The sequence below is a fragment of the Candidatus Binatia bacterium genome (assembly GCA_036504975.1).
Lineage (GTDB): Bacteria > Desulfobacterota > Binatia > UBA9968 > UBA9968 > JAJPJQ01.
On sequence record DASXUF010000024.1, the window covers coordinates 1 to 15,820 of the forward strand.

18 protein-coding genes are annotated in these 15,820 nt (G+C 59.2%); 7 read left to right on the plus strand and 11 right to left on the minus strand.

Annotated elements, in window-relative coordinates; translation table 11 throughout:
- Positions 1-782 (minus strand): hypothetical protein (locus tag VGL70_03550; GenBank protein HEY3302593.1); only part of this gene is annotated, 782 nt, incomplete at its 3' end.
- A gap of 115 nt (positions 783-897) precedes the next feature.
- Here VGL70_03550 and queF point away from each other — a divergent pair.
- The 7 genes from queF (at position 898) to VGL70_03585 (ending at position 8,894) form a co-directional block, all read left to right on the plus strand.
- Entirely contained in the window at positions 898-1,254 is a 357-nt protein-coding gene (gene queF / locus VGL70_03555; protein HEY3302594.1) for a preQ(1) synthase, read from the plus strand.
- A gap of 297 nt (positions 1,255-1,551) precedes the next feature.
- The gene (locus VGL70_03560) at positions 1,552-3,537 is read left to right on the plus strand and encodes a cation:proton antiporter (GenBank protein HEY3302595.1); all 1,986 of its coding nucleotides are present in this window, start codon (positions 1,552-1,554) and stop codon (positions 3,535-3,537) included.
- A 152-nt stretch (positions 3,538-3,689) separates the two neighbouring features.
- Positions 3,690-5,486: a phosphoenolpyruvate carboxykinase (GTP) gene (locus VGL70_03565; GenBank protein HEY3302596.1), complete on the plus strand. Its 1,797-nt coding sequence runs from the start codon at positions 3,690-3,692 to the stop codon at positions 5,484-5,486.
- On the plus strand, positions 5,483-6,190 hold the full coding sequence (locus VGL70_03570; GenBank protein ID HEY3302597.1) for an HAD family hydrolase: 708 nt from the start codon (positions 5,483-5,485) through the stop codon (positions 6,188-6,190). The genes VGL70_03565 and VGL70_03570 overlap by 4 nt, the downstream gene beginning before the upstream one ends.
- Positions 6,191-6,237: 47 nt before the next feature.
- On the plus strand, positions 6,238-6,963 hold the full coding sequence (locus tag VGL70_03575; GenBank protein ID HEY3302598.1) for a dienelactone hydrolase family protein: 726 nt from the start codon (positions 6,238-6,240) through the stop codon (positions 6,961-6,963).
- A 192-nt stretch (positions 6,964-7,155) separates the two neighbouring features.
- Positions 7,156-8,532, plus strand: a complete 1,377-nt coding sequence (dnaB, locus tag VGL70_03580; protein HEY3302599.1) for a replicative DNA helicase — start codon at positions 7,156-7,158, stop codon at positions 8,530-8,532.
- 170 nt (positions 8,533-8,702) lie between these two features.
- On the plus strand, positions 8,703-8,894 hold the full coding sequence (locus VGL70_03585; GenBank protein ID HEY3302600.1) for a DUF6496 domain-containing protein: 192 nt from the start codon (positions 8,703-8,705) through the stop codon (positions 8,892-8,894).
- Positions 8,895-8,898: 4 nt separating this feature from the next.
- Here the strand turns inward: VGL70_03585 and VGL70_03590 are convergent, their stop codons facing one another.
- The 10 genes from VGL70_03590 to VGL70_03635 all read right to left on the minus strand — a co-directional run bounded on the left by VGL70_03590 (position 8,899) and on the right by VGL70_03635 (position 15,277).
- Positions 8,899-9,285 carry an SRPBCC family protein gene (locus tag VGL70_03590; protein HEY3302601.1) on the minus strand — a complete coding sequence of 129 codons (387 nt, stop codon included), beginning with the start codon at positions 9,283-9,285 and terminating at the stop codon, positions 8,899-8,901.
- A 15-nt stretch (positions 9,286-9,300) separates the two neighbouring features.
- Entirely contained in the window at positions 9,301-10,350 is a 1,050-nt protein-coding gene (locus tag VGL70_03595) for an aromatic ring-hydroxylating dioxygenase subunit alpha (protein HEY3302602.1), read from the minus strand.
- A gap of 154 nt (positions 10,351-10,504) precedes the next feature.
- Positions 10,505-11,296: a class I SAM-dependent methyltransferase gene (locus tag VGL70_03600; GenBank protein HEY3302603.1), complete on the minus strand. Its 792-nt coding sequence runs from the start codon at positions 11,294-11,296 to the stop codon at positions 10,505-10,507.
- Between the two features lie 59 nt (positions 11,297-11,355).
- Positions 11,356-12,060, minus strand: coding sequence for a DUF5995 family protein (locus VGL70_03605; GenBank protein ID HEY3302604.1), 705 nt, complete (start codon positions 12,058-12,060; stop codon positions 11,356-11,358).
- A gap of 74 nt (positions 12,061-12,134) precedes the next feature.
- Entirely contained in the window at positions 12,135-12,539 is a 405-nt protein-coding gene (locus VGL70_03610; GenBank protein HEY3302605.1) for a GFA family protein, read from the minus strand.
- A gap of 101 nt (positions 12,540-12,640) precedes the next feature.
- Positions 12,641-13,258: a zinc-ribbon domain-containing protein gene (locus VGL70_03615; protein HEY3302606.1), complete on the minus strand. Its 618-nt coding sequence runs from the start codon at positions 13,256-13,258 to the stop codon at positions 12,641-12,643.
- 175 nt (positions 13,259-13,433) lie between these two features.
- Complete coding sequence (locus VGL70_03620; protein ID HEY3302607.1) at positions 13,434-13,610, minus strand: hypothetical protein; 177 nt, start codon at positions 13,608-13,610, stop codon at positions 13,434-13,436.
- 175 nt (positions 13,611-13,785) lie between these two features.
- Positions 13,786-14,073, minus strand: a complete 288-nt coding sequence (locus VGL70_03625; protein ID HEY3302608.1) for a hypothetical protein — start codon at positions 14,071-14,073, stop codon at positions 13,786-13,788.
- Positions 14,074-14,166: 93 nt separating this feature from the next.
- The gene (locus tag VGL70_03630) at positions 14,167-14,631 is read right to left on the minus strand and encodes a hypothetical protein (protein HEY3302609.1); all 465 of its coding nucleotides are present in this window, start codon (positions 14,629-14,631) and stop codon (positions 14,167-14,169) included.
- A gap of 88 nt (positions 14,632-14,719) precedes the next feature.
- Positions 14,720-15,277, minus strand: a complete 558-nt coding sequence (locus VGL70_03635) for a hypothetical protein (GenBank protein ID HEY3302610.1) — start codon at positions 15,275-15,277, stop codon at positions 14,720-14,722.
- Positions 15,278-15,820 lie beyond the last annotated feature (543 nt).

Genomic DNA, 15,820 nt, shown 5'->3' on the forward strand with positions numbered 1-15,820 from the left:
TTTTCCATCGCCGCGCGCTTCATCTGGGCGTGAAGATCGACCATCGCCAGCGCGCAGTACTCCATGGAGTAGCCGGCGCGGAAATCTACATTGCCGTCCATCAGCACGCGCTCCAGAATCGTGCGGTTGAAAGCGCCGTGCCCCATCACCTCCGCGCCGGTGTCTCCCAGGGCGTGCGGTTCGAGGTCGGCCTCTTCATGCGTGGAAAAGTAAACCGCTTGCGGTTTAGTGAAGCCGTAGTGCGTGGTCAGCGCCTTGAACCATTCTCCCGACCAATGGGAGAGAGATTCTTCGAACACGTGGAGTCCCCACAGCTCGGCGATCGAGCCGTCCATGAAGATTTTGTGGGTGAAATCGTTGATCGCGCGCGCTTCCGGCAGGTACGGATCTTCCAAAATTTCCTGTCGGGTCAACTTCATCGCCTCGCCGGTCTTCAGCAGCACGAGCACGTGCCCCGGAGGTTGCGGCGAGATCAGCTCGTCGGCGATCTTGGCGCAAAGCGGACCGAGCAGATCGAAGTTGCGGACGAAAAAGGGAAGATGAATGTAATACGAGACGGCGTTCAGACCGTTGACTTCGAGGGAGAAACGGCCCCAGTTCTTGAAAAACTGGCGCATCACGGGCAGCGGCAGCTTTCCGGCTCTGAGCTGCGTCATAAACGGACCGCTCTGAATTTTTTCTTTCCAATACGCGTACATTTTAGCGTACAGATAATCGACGTATGTCTTGGCCTCGGCGGCGGTCATTTTCTCGCCGGAGCGCGGCTCTTTGACGTTGGCCATGTTTATTTTTCCTCCGTGAAGTTCAGCAGGTGAGACTCTTGTCCGTCTATCATCGGCCCGATTTCTTGTCAACACGACGATTGGAAAACCCGGAAGGGTACGCTAAGATGCCTTCATGCCAACGAAGCCGAGCAAAGAGTTGGAGACTTTTCCGAACCCCAGACCGGGACGGGATTATGAGATCAGCATGGAGTGCCCGGAGTTCACCTGCGTTTGCCCGCGCACCGGACAGCCGGATTTCGCGACCATTCGAATCAAATTTGTGCCGGACCAACTCTGCATCGAGCTAAAGTCACTGAAGCTCTATCTCTGGTCGTTCCGCGACGAAGGCGCCTTTCACGAAGACGTGATCAACCGGATACTCGACGATCTGGTGCGCGCGTGCCGGCCGAAGTCGATGACCGTCATCGGCGACTTCAACGTGCGCGGCGGGATTCATACCGTTATCACTGCTAATTATCCGTCCAAGTAGCGCCGGGCCGATGAACGTCAACGGCCTGCTGACGCTTTGCGTCCTTTGTGCCCTTTGTGGTTAAAAATTTGGGATCAACCGCAAAGAACGCAGAGAACACAAGGGAAACGGTGAACGTCAACGGCCTGCTGACGCTTTGCGTCCTTTGTGCCCTTTGTGGTTAAAAATTTGGGATCCACCGCAAAGAACGCAGAGAACACAAAGAAATGTGTAACGGCAGGTTCTTCGTTGCTTGGCCCGGCGCAACCTTATACTATCGCCTGACAAAACAGCTTTTCCCGATCTGCCTAAACATCCATGCCCGAACTCGGTTTTCTGAGAGAACTCCTGATCGTCCTTGCGGTTACAATTACGATCGTCTTCCTGTTTCAACGCTTCGGCATTCCCTCCATCGTCGGTTTTTTGCTCGCCGGGGTCGTCATCGGCCCTTACGGGCTCAGGCTCGTCAGCGACATTGCGACCGTCGATATTATTGCGAATATCGGCGTGATCATTTTGCTATTCACGATCGGGCTCGACATGTCGTTGGCGGAGATCGCTTCGGTTCGCGGCTACGCGATTTGGGCGGGCCTGCTGCAAATACTTTTGACGATCGCGATCGTAGCGGCGCTGGGCGCTGCGTTCGACCTGCCAGCGGGAGTCGCTATTTTCTACGGCTTCTTAGTCGCCAACAGCAGCACCGCCGTCGTCCTTAAAATCTACAGCGACAGGGGAGAGACCGATTCTCTTCATGGCCGGATCGCGACGGGGATGCTGGTGATTCAGGACCTCTCTCTGGTCCCGATGATGCTCCTCATCCCGGTGCTGGGTTCCACCGGATCGATCGCGTATCCGGCCTTGCTCTGGGCGCTGCTCCAGGCGCTCGTTGCCGTCTGTGTGATCGTCGTAGCAGCGCGGTACGCGCTGCCGCGGCTGCTGCACCACGTGGCGCTGCTCAAGAGCCGGGAAATTTTCACCCTGTTTATTCTGTTCGTCTCGATGGGAACCGCGTGGCTCTCTGCGGAGTTCGGCATATCGCTGGCGCTGGGAGCGTTCATCGCGGGACTCCTCATTTCGGAGTCGGAGTATAGCCATCAGATGGCGTCGGATCTGCTGCCGTTGAGAGATTGCTTCAGCGGAATATTCTTCATGTCGGTCGGAATGCTGCTCGACCTGAGCTTGGCTTCGGCGCGTCCCGCGACTTATCTGGCCGCGCTCGCCGCCATGGTCGTCATCAAGGCCGGAGTGATCGTCGCGATCTTTTGGCTTCTCTATCGCTCGCTCAGGCTCGGGCTCATCATCGGCTTGAGCTTCGCGCATATGGGGGAGTTTTCGTTCGTGCTGGCTCAAGCCGGCCGAGAGCCGGGGCTGTTGACCGATAACGGCAGTCAGATATTCCTAACGGTCTCGATCCTGAGCCTGATGGCCGCCCCGTTCTTAATTCAGTGGAGCCACCGGTTGGGTTTCGGTTTGGACCGCGCCGTGGGCGGGCCATCGGCCGGCGATGATTCGGCGACGGCAAGCGAGAGCGCCGAGGCGGGCCACGTTATCGTGGTCGGCTACGGCTTGAACGGACAGAACCTTACACGGGTGCTCAAAGAGGTCGGCATACGCTATCAAATCCTGGAAATGGATCCGTCCGTAGTCCGCGCGGTGCGCGCCGCGGGCGAGCCGATCGTGTTCGGCGATGGAACGCGCCCGGAGATTCTCCACCGCGTCGGCATCGAGCGCGCGCGGGTTCTCGTCATCGCCGTCTCCGATCCGGTGGCCACCGCGCGCATCGTCTCGCAGGCGCGTCGTCTCCGGTCCGACCTCTCGATCATCGTGCGCACGCGCTACGTCGCGGAAATCGACCGGCTCTACCGCCTGGGAGCGACACAAGTCATTCCCGAGGAGTTCGAAACCTCCGTCGAGATCTTCGCCCGGGTGCTGCAGGAATATCACATGCCGCGCAATCTGATTTCGCTCCAGGTCGATCTTATCCGCAAGGAGCACTATGGCGCGCTACGTGGGCTGCGCCTGCAAGGACGGCAATTGGACGAGCTCAGCCAGTATCTTGCCGGAACCACGACGGACACAGTTTTAATCCTGGAGTCATCGCCGGCCGCGGGCAAAAGCTTGGAAGAGAGCGGGCTGCGCGCGCACACCGGCGTCACGGTGATCGCGGTGGTGAGAGACGGAAAATCGACGCATAATCCCGTCCCGGAATTTTGCCTGGCGGCCGGTGACGTCCTCGTGCTGCTCGGGAGCCACAAAGAGCTGGACGAGGCCATCCAGATTCTGAGCCCGCCGCCCGGCGATTGATTTTCGCCGGATTTTCGCTTAGAAAACATTATTGTTAACATGGGTCTGCACTTGGCCTCGAGTCGGTAGGCCGGCGACCCGCTCCGGGATTTTAATGCGGGAACGAACCGCCGCAAGCGCTCGTTTGCGGCGTGATTTTTTTGGAGGAACGAATGTCATATACGGTGAACAACGAAAAACTGAAGACCTGGGTCCGCGACACGGCCGAAATCTGCCGACCCGACTCCGTTTATTGGTGCGACGGCGGCAAGCAAGAGTACGACCGGCTCATGGCGCAGATGGTCGAAGGCGGGATGGGCGTCGCGTTGAAAGCGCGGCGCAATAGTTTTCTGTTCCGCTCCGATCCCAGCGACGTGGCCCGGACCGAGGACCGCACTTATATAGCGACGCCGTCCAAGGACGAAGCCGGCCCGACGAACAATTGGATCGAACCCGCCGAGCTCAAGCGGACGATGACGGAGCTATATAAAGGATGCATGAACGGCCGCACGATGTACGTGATCCCTTTTTCGATGGGTCCGATCGGCTCGCCGATCGCCAAGATAGGCGTGGAGATCACCGATAGCCCGTACGTCGTTTGCAATATGCACATCATGACGCGCATGGGCGCGAAGGTCGTCGAAGCTCTCGGCCCCAAAGGCGAATTCATTCCCTGCCTCCACTCGGTCGGCGCGCCGCTCGCGAAAGGCCAAAAAGATTCCACCTGGCCTTACGCGCCGATGGACAAGAAATACATCAGCCATTTTCCCGAGGAGAATTTGATCTGGTCGTACGGCTCCGGCTACGGCGGCAACGCCTTACTGGGGAAGAAATGCCTCGCGCTGCGCATCGCTTCCGCCATGGCGAAGCGCGAAGGCTGGATGGCCGAGCACATGTTGATCATGCGGCTCACCAATCCCACGGGCAAGCAGTATCACGTCGCGGCGGCGTTTCCGTCGGCCTGCGGCAAGACCAATCTCGCGATGCTCGTGCCGACTATCCCGGGCTGGAAATGCGAGACCATCGGCGAGGATATCGCCTGGATGAAGATCGGGCCGGACGGCCGGCTCCGCGCGATCAATCCCGAGAGCGGGTTCTTCGGCGTCGCTCCGGGAACGTCGCGCCAATCCAATCCGATTGCGATGGACACGCTGAAGGAAAACGTGATCTACACCAACTGCGCGCTCACCGACGACGGCGATATATGGTGGGAGGGAATGAACGGGCCGCCGCCCAAGCACGCCATCGACTGGCGCGGCCGCGACTGGTCGCCCGCGGCGAAGGAGCCGGCGGCGCATCCGAACGCGCGCTTCACGGTGGCCGCCGCTCAGTGTCCGTCCATATCGAAGGACTGGGAGAAGCCCGAAGGCGTGCCGATCGACATTTTTATTTTCGGCGGCCGGCGCTCCAGCGTCGTCCCGCTTGTGACCGAGTCGTTCGACTGGGATCACGGCGTTTTTCTCGGCGCGACCGCCGCGTCCGAGACGACGGCGGCGGTTATCGGCAAGGTCGGCGTTCTCCGGCGCGATCCTTTCGCCATGACGCCGTTTTGCGGCTACAATATGGCGGATTATTTCTCGCACTGGTTCGACATGGGCGACAAGCTGGGGGCCAAGGCGCCGCGCATCTTCTACGTCAACTGGTTCCGCAAGAGCCCCGACGGCCGGTGGCTGTGGCCCGGATTCGGCGACAACAGCCGGGTTCTCAAGTGGATGTGCGAGCGGCTCGAAGGGAAAGCCGGCGGAAAAAAGACGCCGATCGGCTATTTGCCGAGCGAGACCGACATCGATCTGCGCGGCCTGGAGATCCCGCCTGAGAATATCAAGGAGCTTCTCAAGTTCGATCTCGGCGACTGGAAAGCGGAGATTCCGGACATCGAGAAGCACTTTGCCCAGTTCGGCAAGCGGCTGCCTAAACGGCTGAGCAAGCAATTATCCGAGCTGGTTGATCGCTTGAAGCATGCCGAATGATCTCCCCTCATAGCCTCGTCCTCTTCGACATCGACGGCACGTTGGTGGACTGCGGCAAGGCGGCGGGAAAGTGTTTCTCCGCCGCGTTCAAGGAAGCCTTCGGCGTCGCTTGCCCGATCTTCGCCGCGGAAGAAGTCTCGGGCCTGACGGATACGGCTATTCTCACGGAAGTGGTTCGCCGCCTCGATCTGGCAGCGTATGATTCTGAAGAGCGCCGCGCTCATGCTTTTGAGATTTACGCGCGTAATTTGACGAGCGAGCTGAAGCTTTCTCCCGCGCGGGCGCTTCCCGGCGCGAGCCGGGCCGTCGAGGCGGTCGGCGAAATTCCTGGTTGCGCGATCGGGCTTCTTACCGGGTCCACGGGAGCGACGGCTAGGATCAAACTGGAAGCCGCCGGCATCGACTTCGATCAGTTCGTTTGCGGAGCGTACTCGGAAGACGGGGAGCTTAGGGAAGCGTTGCCGCCGGCGGCGCGCGCGCGCTTTGCCGAGATATTCCGCCGCGAGCCGCAGAGGGCGGTTCTCATCGGCGATACGCCGCGCGACGTTCAAGCGGCGCACGCCACGGGATGCGAATTCATCGGCGTGACGACCGGGCCGTACAATAAAGACGCGCTCGAACGCGCCGGCGCCCGCGTGATCTTAAAGGACCTTACAGAAACTGATTCTCTTTGCGAGGCGATTGCCGCTGCCTGCCGCCTTTGATGATTTTTCCTTGTCCGCGCAAAACTCCGCGTGTTAATACATGATTCATGAAAATCTTCGAGCGACCGCTAACCACAGAGAAAGATTCGATTCCGGGATATCTCGCTTACCCGGAACGGACCGAGCCGGGTCCGGCTTTGCTCCTCGTCCACCAGAACACCGGCGTCACGGATTACCTCAAGATCGAGGCGCTGAAGTTCGCCAAGCTCGGCTACGCGACGGTCGTGCCCAATCTTTACGAACTTCTCGGCCATCCGGATGTGATGCACATCCACACCGGACGGCAGATTCAGGCGAAGACCTCCGACGCTGAATTTGTCCGCGTCATCGCGGCAGGCTGGAACTATTTACTCTCGCGTCCGAACGTCGATCGAAAGCGCGTCGCGGTTTCCGGCTACTGCATGGGCGGCCGTATCGGCGTCCACTTCGTCGCCGCGACGCCGGAAGTGCGCGCTTTTGTCGGTTACTATCCGACGGTGCGCGACGAGCCGGCGACGAATATGCGGCCGACGCCGCCGTGGGAATCCGCCCGACGAATCCGTTGCCCGTCGATCGTTCTCTTTGGCGCCGACGACGTCATCACGACGGTTCCGATTCAACAACGGATGTGGGATGCGTTCTCAGGCAACGGGCAGAGCCTCGAATGGCATTTCTTCCCGTTCGGCGGCCACGGCTTCGTCGATCCCGGAACTCCGGGCTATCACCCGCACGCGGCCGAGCTGGCCTGGCCGCTCGTCGTCGATTTTCTCGCGCGCGAGCTCGCCCCGAGCTGACGCGGCGTCGCGCGGCAAAATCTTTTTGCGCAAAGCAAAAATATTTCTTGCTTTTTGTTTCTTTTGGTGTAGCTTCAATTCGCTGTGCTTCGCTTGAATTTTTCCAGTTCAAAACTCAACCCTTCGAGATCCTCAGGGTTGACCCTGAGCGCCGTCGAACGGGTCGACATTCCAAATTAAAAACTAAGTTCCATGGCCTCGGTAGAAGATAATCTCCGCAAAGTTCCGCCGCAAAACCTCGAGGCCGAGGCGTCCGTGCTCGGCGGCATCCTGCTGGAAAACGAGGCGATCAATCGCGTCCTGGAGATTCTCGCGCCGGTGGATTTTTACCGCGAGTCCCACCGCAAGATCTTCCGCGCGATGATGGAGCTTACCGACCGCAACGAGCCGGCCGACCTCATCACGTTGAGCGAGCTCCTCAAGGCCAAGGGCGAGCTCGAGGCCGCGGGAGGCTCGACGTATCTCGCCTCGCTCGCCGATCAGGTCCCCACCGCGGCGAACATCGCCCACTACGCCCGCATCATCCGCGAGAAGGCGATCCTGCGCCAACTCATCAACTCGGCCACCGACATCGCCACCCGGGGATTCGAAGAGCAGGGCAACGTGGACGAGTTTCTCGACGCCGCGGAAAAAGTCATCTTCGACATCGCGGAAAAAAAGATCAAGTCGGCGTTTGTCTCGATCGGCGACATGATCAAGGACACCTTGAAGGCGGTCGAGAGGCTCTACGAACGAAAGGAGCTGGTCACCGGCGTGCCGACCGGATTCAAAGACCTCGACAAGCTCACCGCCGGGCTTCAGCCGTCGGAGTTGATCATCGTGGCGGGACGGCCGAGCATGGGCAAAACCGCGTTAGCTTTGAATATCGCGACCTATGCCTCGCTGAACGCCGGCATCGGCGTCGCCATCTTCTCTCTGGAAATGGCGCGCGAGCAGTTGGTTCTGAGGATGCTCTGCTCGGAGGCCCGCGTGGACAACTCCAAAGTCAGGGCGGGGTATCTGGGCGAGCGGGACTTTCCCAAGCTGGCCAACGCGGCGGGGAGATTGCATGAAGCGCTCATCTATATCGACGATACGCCCGCCATCTCCGTCCTGGAGCTTAGGGCCAAAACGCGCCGACTGATCCGGGACAGAGAGAAGAAGCTCGGGCTCGTGATCGTCGACTACCTCCAGCTCATGCGCGGCATGGGAGCGGCTTCCAATCGCGAGCAGGAGATCTCCGAAATTTCCCGCTCGCTCAAGGCGCTGGCGAAAGAGCTGCGCGTGCCGGTCATCGCGCTCTCGCAGCTCAACCGCCGCGTGGAAGACCGCGGCGACCGGCGGCCGATGATGGCCGACTTGCGGGAATCCGGCGCCATCGAGCAGGACGCCGACGTGATCGCGTTTATCTACCGGGACGAGGTCTACAATCAAAAGTCGCAGGATAAAGGCATCGCGGAAGTCATCGTCGCCAAACAGCGAAACGGGCCGATCGACACCGTCCGTCTCGCCTTTTTGAACGAGTATACCCGCTTCGAAGATCTCGCCCAGCGCGATGAGTACGCCTACGAAGAGGCGGAAGAGGGGTAGAGTTTCCGTCTCGGACGCTCCCGTCAAGAATTTAAATTGTCCTCCGCACAGATTTCTTCCCGCAATTCCTCCTGAGCTGCCGCCTGGCGGATTTTGTCTGTCTCAAGTCTTTACCCTACTTCAACGGCCGCCGCGAAAGTGCGAGGATTTAACTTAAAGGAGGGCCGGCGATGGCAAGATATGGGAGAAGGGCGCAGCAGAAAGTGGCGCGGGCGTTGCGCGAGCGGAAGAGAGGAAAATTAAGAAGCGGACGCTCCGGCAAAAGAGTCCGGAGCCGCAAGCAGGCGATCGCGATCGGACTCTCGGAAGCTCGCCGCGCCGGCGCCAAGGTCCCCGCGCGGAGGAAGCGCAAGAAGAAGTAAGCGATCAGCTCTCCAAGACTTGTTGCAAAATTTGCAGGTCACGCTCGACCAACCCGATATCTTCGGCATATTTCTCGTCCGACATGTCCGGCGGGCGAAAGATCGTGAAGATCACTTCGCTGCCGGAACCGTTCGGCAGAACGCGCATCGGCACGTAAACCTCTATGCCGGAAGCGGGACACACGTAATGATCTAATACGCCAAGATTGTTCTTCTCGACAAACCTGATCTTCATCGGCCCCTGCGGGGTTTCCACGATCCATTCGTTATTCGACCGTCGCACCGACCTGCATAATCCTCCGGCCCATTTGGGGAGATTGTCGGGATTCGAGACGAAGGCGTACACCTTGGCCGGAGGGCAGGCGATGGAAATGCTCAAAGTTCGTGACATGGAACGTCTCTCCATCTACACCTCCATCTCAAACTCCCGTCTCCATTCGTCGGCCGGTAAAGCGCCATCTTTCTCGGCGAGCTTGAGGAGATGCCGGATTTGCAGGCTAAGAACATCGACGTCGGTGGAGGTAAAGCGCTCGCCGCCAAAACGGCGCACCGTATTCGCCTGACGTTTGAGCATCTCGGCGTCTTGCCGGAAGATTCGGAGCGCCACCGGCTGAATCAACATTCTCACGAGCCAACCCGGAAAGCGCGTGCGGAAGAGGATCGACGCATGGAGGCGCGTGCGAAAATCTTCTACGGGCGTGCATACCGTCGTAATCAGAAAATGATTCTCGGCGCCCAGGCGATACTCGACCTGGGCGACCGAGGGCAGGATGAAGCGGTCGAAGTGCGTGACGATGCCGCCCGAGGGAGAAAGAATCTTCCCGGCGAGTCCCTCGGGGCGCGGCTCACCGAGATATTCCGCCTCGACCGCGGTCGCCGTGCGCGTGACACGCACGCGAATGCGATTCGTCCGACCGGCGCCGCGGAAAAGGCCCTGGTGAAGAAAGGCGGTGTGAGGAACGTCAAGCGCATTCTCCAGCGCGGCGTGAAGCGTGCTCTCGACCTCGACGACGCGGCGCGCCTCGGTGTAACCGCGACCCGGTGTGGGGAGACGGTAGGGTGCGGTGGTTGGGTCCTCGTCGGGTGTTGCATAGACCCATACGAAGCCGTCCTGTTCGCGCGTCGCAAACCGCGCGACCGCCCGCGTAGTCTTCGGCGCCTCGCCGACGAGGCCCGGCACCTTGACGCACGTTCCGCCGCTGTCGTACTGCCACCCGTGGTAGGCGCACTCGAGATAACCGTTGACGCGCCGCCCGAGTGACAGCGGCGCGTTCCTATGCGCGCAGCGGTCGAGGAGCGTGGCGGCCTTTCCGTCAGGGCCGCGGAACAAGACCATCGGTGTTCCGAGGATCGCCCGCGCGAGCGGTCGGTCGCGGAGCTCGCGCGATGCGCAAGCCACGTACCACGCGCGCTTCACGCGCGCGACCGAGAACTCGCCGTCGGACTCCGGTTTCATCGAGAACATTATAATTGGTGGCAGGCGTCGTCGCCAGGAGAGAGAAGTTTAGCGGTACGGGCATCGCCACCAGCAGCACCTCTGCGACTTGTAGAATCTCATCGGCGACGTCATGAGCGTAAATTCCCCTGATCCCTATCTTAGCGGCGTCATTTCATACCACTGCTTTGAAAACCAACAAGTCCAGAGTCTCTAGCACCGGATTCGGCTCGCGCTCCCCGGCCGCCGCGGCCTCCAGGGCCGCCATGCCCTCTGCGAATTCCCTGTCCGAAATAAGCGCAAGCGCCGTATCGGCGCGGAGCCGCGTGCGCTCGGCGAACTCGCGGAGGCTGGCGCAGGTTTTCTGTTCAATCCTTCTATCTGCTTTCAGCGTGAATCCTTCGGCTTCAAATATTAACTTTGTTTGCCGGGTGGTAGGCAGATATTCGCAGACCTGACGTGTGCCGGGGAAGAAACGGAAGAGTAACGGAAATCCATCGAGCCTGTCCGAAAAAGTTCCCCTGATGAGAACGCAGCCGTCTGGTCGGAGGACTCGATGGAGCTCTCGCGCGGACGCTCGATGATCGCGAATGTGGTGGTACACCTGAGACAGCCATGCAGCGTCGCAGCTCTCGTCGCGAAGCGGAAGATGCTCGGCTCTTCCGGCCACGTAGGAAACGCGAGGAGAGTTATGCTCTTCGACTGCCCGGGACAGCATGCCGCGGGAGGGTTCTACAGCGATGACCCGGGCTTGAAATGACTCGGCGAGCAGCCTGGAAAAACGGCCGGTGCCGGCGCCAAGATCGAGAATCGCGCGCGGGCGCGCGCTTTCGACAAAAGGCGCCGCCGCCGAGAGCCATGTTTGCGCGGTTTCCGGAACGAGCGCGCGGCCCGTTCGGAAGTTCGCCGACATCGGCCCGTCGTAATCGATCGCGCCGGGCGAAAACCGCCCATGCTCAGACTTCACGTCAAGGTTAAAATCATCTGAGCCTCGGAATTTCAATAGCGGACGCTTGCAGGACGCGCTCAACCGACCGCAACCAAGAAGCCTCGACTGGCCAGGCCGACCAATCGATCCAAGTTGAGAAGAAAATCCTCGTCCGCCGTTGCGCTCGGCGCGGACTCCAGGCGCCAAATGATTTCGGCGTTCAGCCACGCCGTCTCCCTCGCCTTGCGTACTTTCCACATGGCAAGGATGTCGTCTATTTCGCCAAGCTGCTGATCGATCTCGCCGATAATGCCGGTGGCGATGTACTGCTTGACCTCGCCCTCGACGACTTCGAGGATGGCGTTGACGCGGTCGAAATCTCGATACTGGGGACTGCCGCGGCGCGGCGCGACGCCGCGCTCTTTGCCGGTTTGAACGACGGCGATCGCCAGATCGTGGTTGATGTGAGCGTTCATTCCCGCCAGGGCGAATTGAAGTCGTTTGATATTCGATCTTTGTCGCGAGGCGAGAAGCGGGTACCAACAGCGCGCGACTTTGTCCGGGTTCTGTTCCCAGGCCGCGACCGCGCCGAAGTAGAGACCGGCGAAAACCACGTCGAGCCGCTCGAGCCATGCCGGGTCTTTCCAACCTTCGGCGGGCGGCCGGTCGCGCACGCCTTCGGTTACTTTCAGGTAGAGCAGATTAAACCATTTGAGCCCGTCGTTGTTTGGCAGAGCGGCGTCGATCCCGCGCATGACGGCAATGACGTCGTCGATGGTTGTTACGGACGTTGAATTTATCATTTCAGGAAGACTTGCGCTGGTTGAGGAATTTATCGACATTGCTGCTTCACGTACGCCTGGTCACAACGATTGCGCTAGTCCTGACACGGCAGGTTCGATTCGTCGATCGCTGCCCAACTCACGCGGCTGCCCCACTGGCGATGCGCCGACGGCCCCATCGGCGGTACGTCATCGAGGCTGCCCGACGGAACGATCATGTGCTCGCGGGCGCGCGTCGGACGAGGCACCGGACAGTTGCAGCGCGTGCAAATCGCCGTCGAGAAGCTTCTCGCTTCCGGAAGATCGTATCGCGAGATCAATTCCTCGCCCGAGATCCATTTGAACTGATCCAGCGCCACCGCGATATTGGTCGCGCGGACCGTGCCGGTGGCTTTCCGGCAGCGCGAGCAGTAACAATGGGCGAACCGGATGAACGGCGGCCTTATTTCGTAGCGGACCGCCTTGCAAAGACAGCTTCCTCGCAGCGCTTGATCAGCCATGGTTGCCTCCGTGTCGCCTGAGTTATCAGTGTGCGGCGCCTTTATATTGTCCGGCGGCGCTTCGATGTCGAGTGGCTTCGCGGCGGAATTATTTCGACTTTCTAACCCGGTCTCTCGACAAACGTAGCGTCGCTGCGCCGAATAAATCCGGGCGGCTTGCCGGTCTTGGAGCGAACTTCCAGCCAATTTCCGGTGGCGCCCACCACGTTCACTCGGACCCCTCCGGGGATGTTGGCGACGATCCTGGATGACGCCGACGGCTTTTCGAAGACCGAAGTATCGCGAAGGGTTTCATAAGCTCCGGCGTCGGCAGTGCGCCGGGAAGCGACTGCGGGAGGGGAAGGTCGCGTTGCAGACGGCGGCGGGGCGCCGACCGTTCCGGCAGGTCTCTCCGGACGATCGTCCATTGGCGGAGGGGCGCCAACCGTTGCCGCGGACCTTCCAGGGCCTTCGTCGGCAGGAGGAGCTTCCGGATAGTCGGATCTCCGCAGCAGGTCGGTTCCGAAGTAAAGGCCGGCGATGCCGGCGATGAGCACAAACGCGATCCCGCCGACAATTACAAGCAACTTGTTCCCGGAGCTTGGTTTCGCCGGCGCCGACGCGAACGGCCGTGTTCCGGTATCCGAAGCCGGCTCGGCCGCTCGCCCCACTCTTGCGCCGCAATTCCCGCAAAAATTCTTGCCCTCGTCGATTTGATCTCCGCATTGAGTACAAAACATGGGGTGTTACCTCCGGTATGAATAGCTTGCTTCCAGACGATTCGGCCGGAGATTATCTAATGAAACGCGATCGTGTCAACCGGGTATCGGTCGCTCAAGACGTTGAAGCGCTTGTTCGGACATCGCAACTTGATTGTCGTTGGGCTGTTCGGCCGCGCTTACGGCAACCGGATCGCTATTTCTTTTGGCCATTTGCGGACTGAACTTCCTTCAATACGGCCGCATAGAGCCTGCCGACATTTTGACCCCACTTCGCGCCGGCATTGTCCGACAAGCCGGTATCGAACACACAGTGCGAGAGGAGAGCTACCGCTATGTCCCTCGCGATTTCTTCATCGGTCGGTTTATCCATTTAACCTCCAGAGTTTTGGATCAGAACCTCGCAGCGGGATTCTAGCACGATGCGCGTCGCTTTGCGCCGACGCGAGCAAAAAAAATCGGCAAACCCAAAGAACGGCGGTCTCACCTTATAGCGGAACGTCTTGCAAAGACAATTTCCTCGAAGCGCTTACTTCCTTATCGTGTGATTATTCCTCCACGGAGTCATCCAAGATGCCGTACTTTAGTCCTGACTCCGATAAGGCGCGCCTACAGAATTCTGCCTGGGCGCAAAGTACATAAAAGGCAGCGCCGCGGTACTCGCCGGAGAAAAATATGGCGAAGGTCGTGACGTACGGTTCGACCTCGACGGCATATTCGATGCCGTTTGCGCTCAATATTTTCTCAACCTCTTTCGCCTCGGCCAGTCGCCAGGCGAGATAGATCCGTGATACCTCTTCTTCTTCGCCAAAATCGTCAAAATCAACCCGGGGCATCCCGCTGAACTATTTCCAGCCGCGCGTTGCCGGATCGAACTCCGGCTGATCCTTTTCGGTTTCACCGGTGGCGGCTCAAGAGCTCAAAGTAGATCAGGCTTTCAGCCACAAAAATGCAAAAGAAGCGCACGTGGTCACCCCAAGCAAAAGGTACCAAAAGACATTTTGACTAGCCTCATACTTCTGGATGTACTTCCCATCGGTCGCCAGGAAAGTCTCCCAGCCTCTCGGGCCGTTGTATTGCTCCGGCGCGTTTGCGTATATCCGCTCTTCCAGCTTTCTCAGATACTCGGCCTCCGTGCGGACGCCGTTCGCAATCGCGTGCGATCTAATCAGGCAGAAAATGACGATCACGATCGGAACGAACGCCGCCGCTCTGAAGAAAACGTCGCCGCCGGAACTTTGGGTGGCAAGCCATGAATAGAAACCTCCACAGGCGAGCACGACGTACCGCTCCATTTGCCGCTCCTCTTGAACGACGGCCAGCAGAGTCTTTCGATGCTCCTCGTGCTGCTTAACGTTGAAGTCGAATATCGCGCCGTCTTTGGGCTCGTTCATACGCCCCTCACCGATTGATTCGCGCGGAAATAAAATCGAAATAACAAATCAAACTCAATGGAAGTCGTCCTTGGATGGTTCGGGGTCCTCACGCAAACTCCTGCTGGATGGTTGGCGACATGAGGCGCTTGATGATCCACCCGAACAAAAGCGATAAGCCAATCGCCATCGCAAACGAGAGTATCAACATCATCGTTGCCATGGTTTCGAACTGGGATTGGAATTCCGGCTGGGTATTGGGTGGAGCGGCGGACATCGACGACATCATGCTCTGCTGCATGATGAGCCCGCCGATCTGCCAGAGAATGCCAAAGCCCAGAAGCCAAATGAAAACGACGCGGGCCCAGTTCTTCCGCTTTAAGAGTCCAATGGCGGACACGAATGTGGCGGCGGATACAATCAGCAGTAGGAGCATGATCGGCCTAAAATTCTCCAACATGAATTCCGCATAGGGTGGGATTTCTTGTTTGCTTTTGACCTCAGTCATCACCATCTGCATTCGATCAGGCGTAAGCACCGTGTGCACCATGATGTTCTGAAAGACAGAAATGACTGTCGCGAAGCCGGCGAGAATGATGAAAATCCACGCCAGGACCGACACGAACATGGACTGGGTAGCGGGATTCTTTTGGTTTGGTGGATTCATGCTCCCTCCAGTCACTGGTTTTTATGCTGTCAGGGAAGCTTTTTGTGGGACCTGACACGAAACCAACAAAGCGCACGGTAAAGTTTAGAGCGGCTGCCGAATCGGAGTCGCGCCCGCGCGGCCAGCCGTAAATTTCGGAATTTCCTGAGATAGGGGGACTTGTGAGGTACGTGAGTACAGCCGCCCTGGATTATGCCTGAAACATTTGTGGAAGCGCCCTGCGCCAATGATCGCCGAACCATTGGGCGCCATTGTCTTCACTTCCTAAGAGCTTGTCAATTCAATTTATTCGGTAAGCAGTCAAAACTCCATGTGACATCTGCCAGGGTTTCTTACCCCCGTCTTGGGGCAGGCAAGGCGTCGCTCCGGCGAATAAATCCTGGCGGATTGCCGGTCTTGGAGCGAACCTCCAGCCAATTCCCGGTGGAACCCACCACCTCTACTGTGTAGCCTCGGGGGATGCTGGCGACGATTTTCGAGGAAGCCGACGGGGCTTCGTAAACCGAGGTGTCGCGAACAGCTTCGTAAGTTCCGGCCGCGGCC

What these genes read in the sequence shown, in the direction of transcription:
- VGL70_03625 (HEY3302608.1), bottom strand. Translation starts at nt 14,073, where the DNA reads ATGCCCCGGGTTGATTTTGACGATTTTGGCGAAGAAGAAGAGGTATCA.
- VGL70_03615 (HEY3302606.1), bottom strand. Translation starts at nt 13,258, where the DNA reads ATGTTTTGTACTCAATGCGGAGATCAAATCGACGAGGGCAAGAATTTT.
- VGL70_03575 (HEY3302598.1), top strand. Translation starts at nt 6,238, where the DNA reads ATGAAAATCTTCGAGCGACCGCTAACCACAGAGAAAGATTCGATTCCG.
- VGL70_03605 (HEY3302604.1), bottom strand. Translation starts at nt 12,060, where the DNA reads ATGATAAATTCAACGTCCGTAACAACCATCGACGACGTCATTGCCGTC.
- VGL70_03630 (HEY3302609.1), bottom strand. Translation starts at nt 14,631, where the DNA reads ATGAACGAGCCCAAAGACGGCGCGATATTCGACTTCAACGTTAAGCAG.
- VGL70_03560 (HEY3302595.1), top strand. Translation starts at nt 1,552, where the DNA reads ATGCCCGAACTCGGTTTTCTGAGAGAACTCCTGATCGTCCTTGCGGTT.
- VGL70_03585 (HEY3302600.1), top strand. Translation starts at nt 8,703, where the DNA reads ATGGCAAGATATGGGAGAAGGGCGCAGCAGAAAGTGGCGCGGGCGTTG.
- VGL70_03610 (HEY3302605.1), bottom strand. Translation starts at nt 12,539, where the DNA reads ATGGCTGATCAAGCGCTGCGAGGAAGCTGTCTTTGCAAGGCGGTCCGC.
- VGL70_03635 (HEY3302610.1), bottom strand. Translation starts at nt 15,277, where the DNA reads ATGAATCCACCAAACCAAAAGAATCCCGCTACCCAGTCCATGTTCGTG.
- VGL70_03590 (HEY3302601.1), bottom strand. Translation starts at nt 9,285, where the DNA reads ATGTCACGAACTTTGAGCATTTCCATCGCCTGCCCTCCGGCCAAGGTG.
- dnaB (HEY3302599.1), top strand. Translation starts at nt 7,156, where the DNA reads ATGGCCTCGGTAGAAGATAATCTCCGCAAAGTTCCGCCGCAAAACCTC.
- VGL70_03570 (HEY3302597.1), top strand. Translation starts at nt 5,483, where the DNA reads ATGATCTCCCCTCATAGCCTCGTCCTCTTCGACATCGACGGCACGTTG.
- queF (HEY3302594.1), top strand. Translation starts at nt 898, where the DNA reads ATGCCAACGAAGCCGAGCAAAGAGTTGGAGACTTTTCCGAACCCCAGA.
- VGL70_03620 (HEY3302607.1), bottom strand. Translation starts at nt 13,610, where the DNA reads ATGGATAAACCGACCGATGAAGAAATCGCGAGGGACATAGCGGTAGCT.
- VGL70_03565 (HEY3302596.1), top strand. Translation starts at nt 3,690, where the DNA reads ATGTCATATACGGTGAACAACGAAAAACTGAAGACCTGGGTCCGCGAC.
- VGL70_03595 (HEY3302602.1), bottom strand. Translation starts at nt 10,350, where the DNA reads ATGAAACCGGAGTCCGACGGCGAGTTCTCGGTCGCGCGCGTGAAGCGC.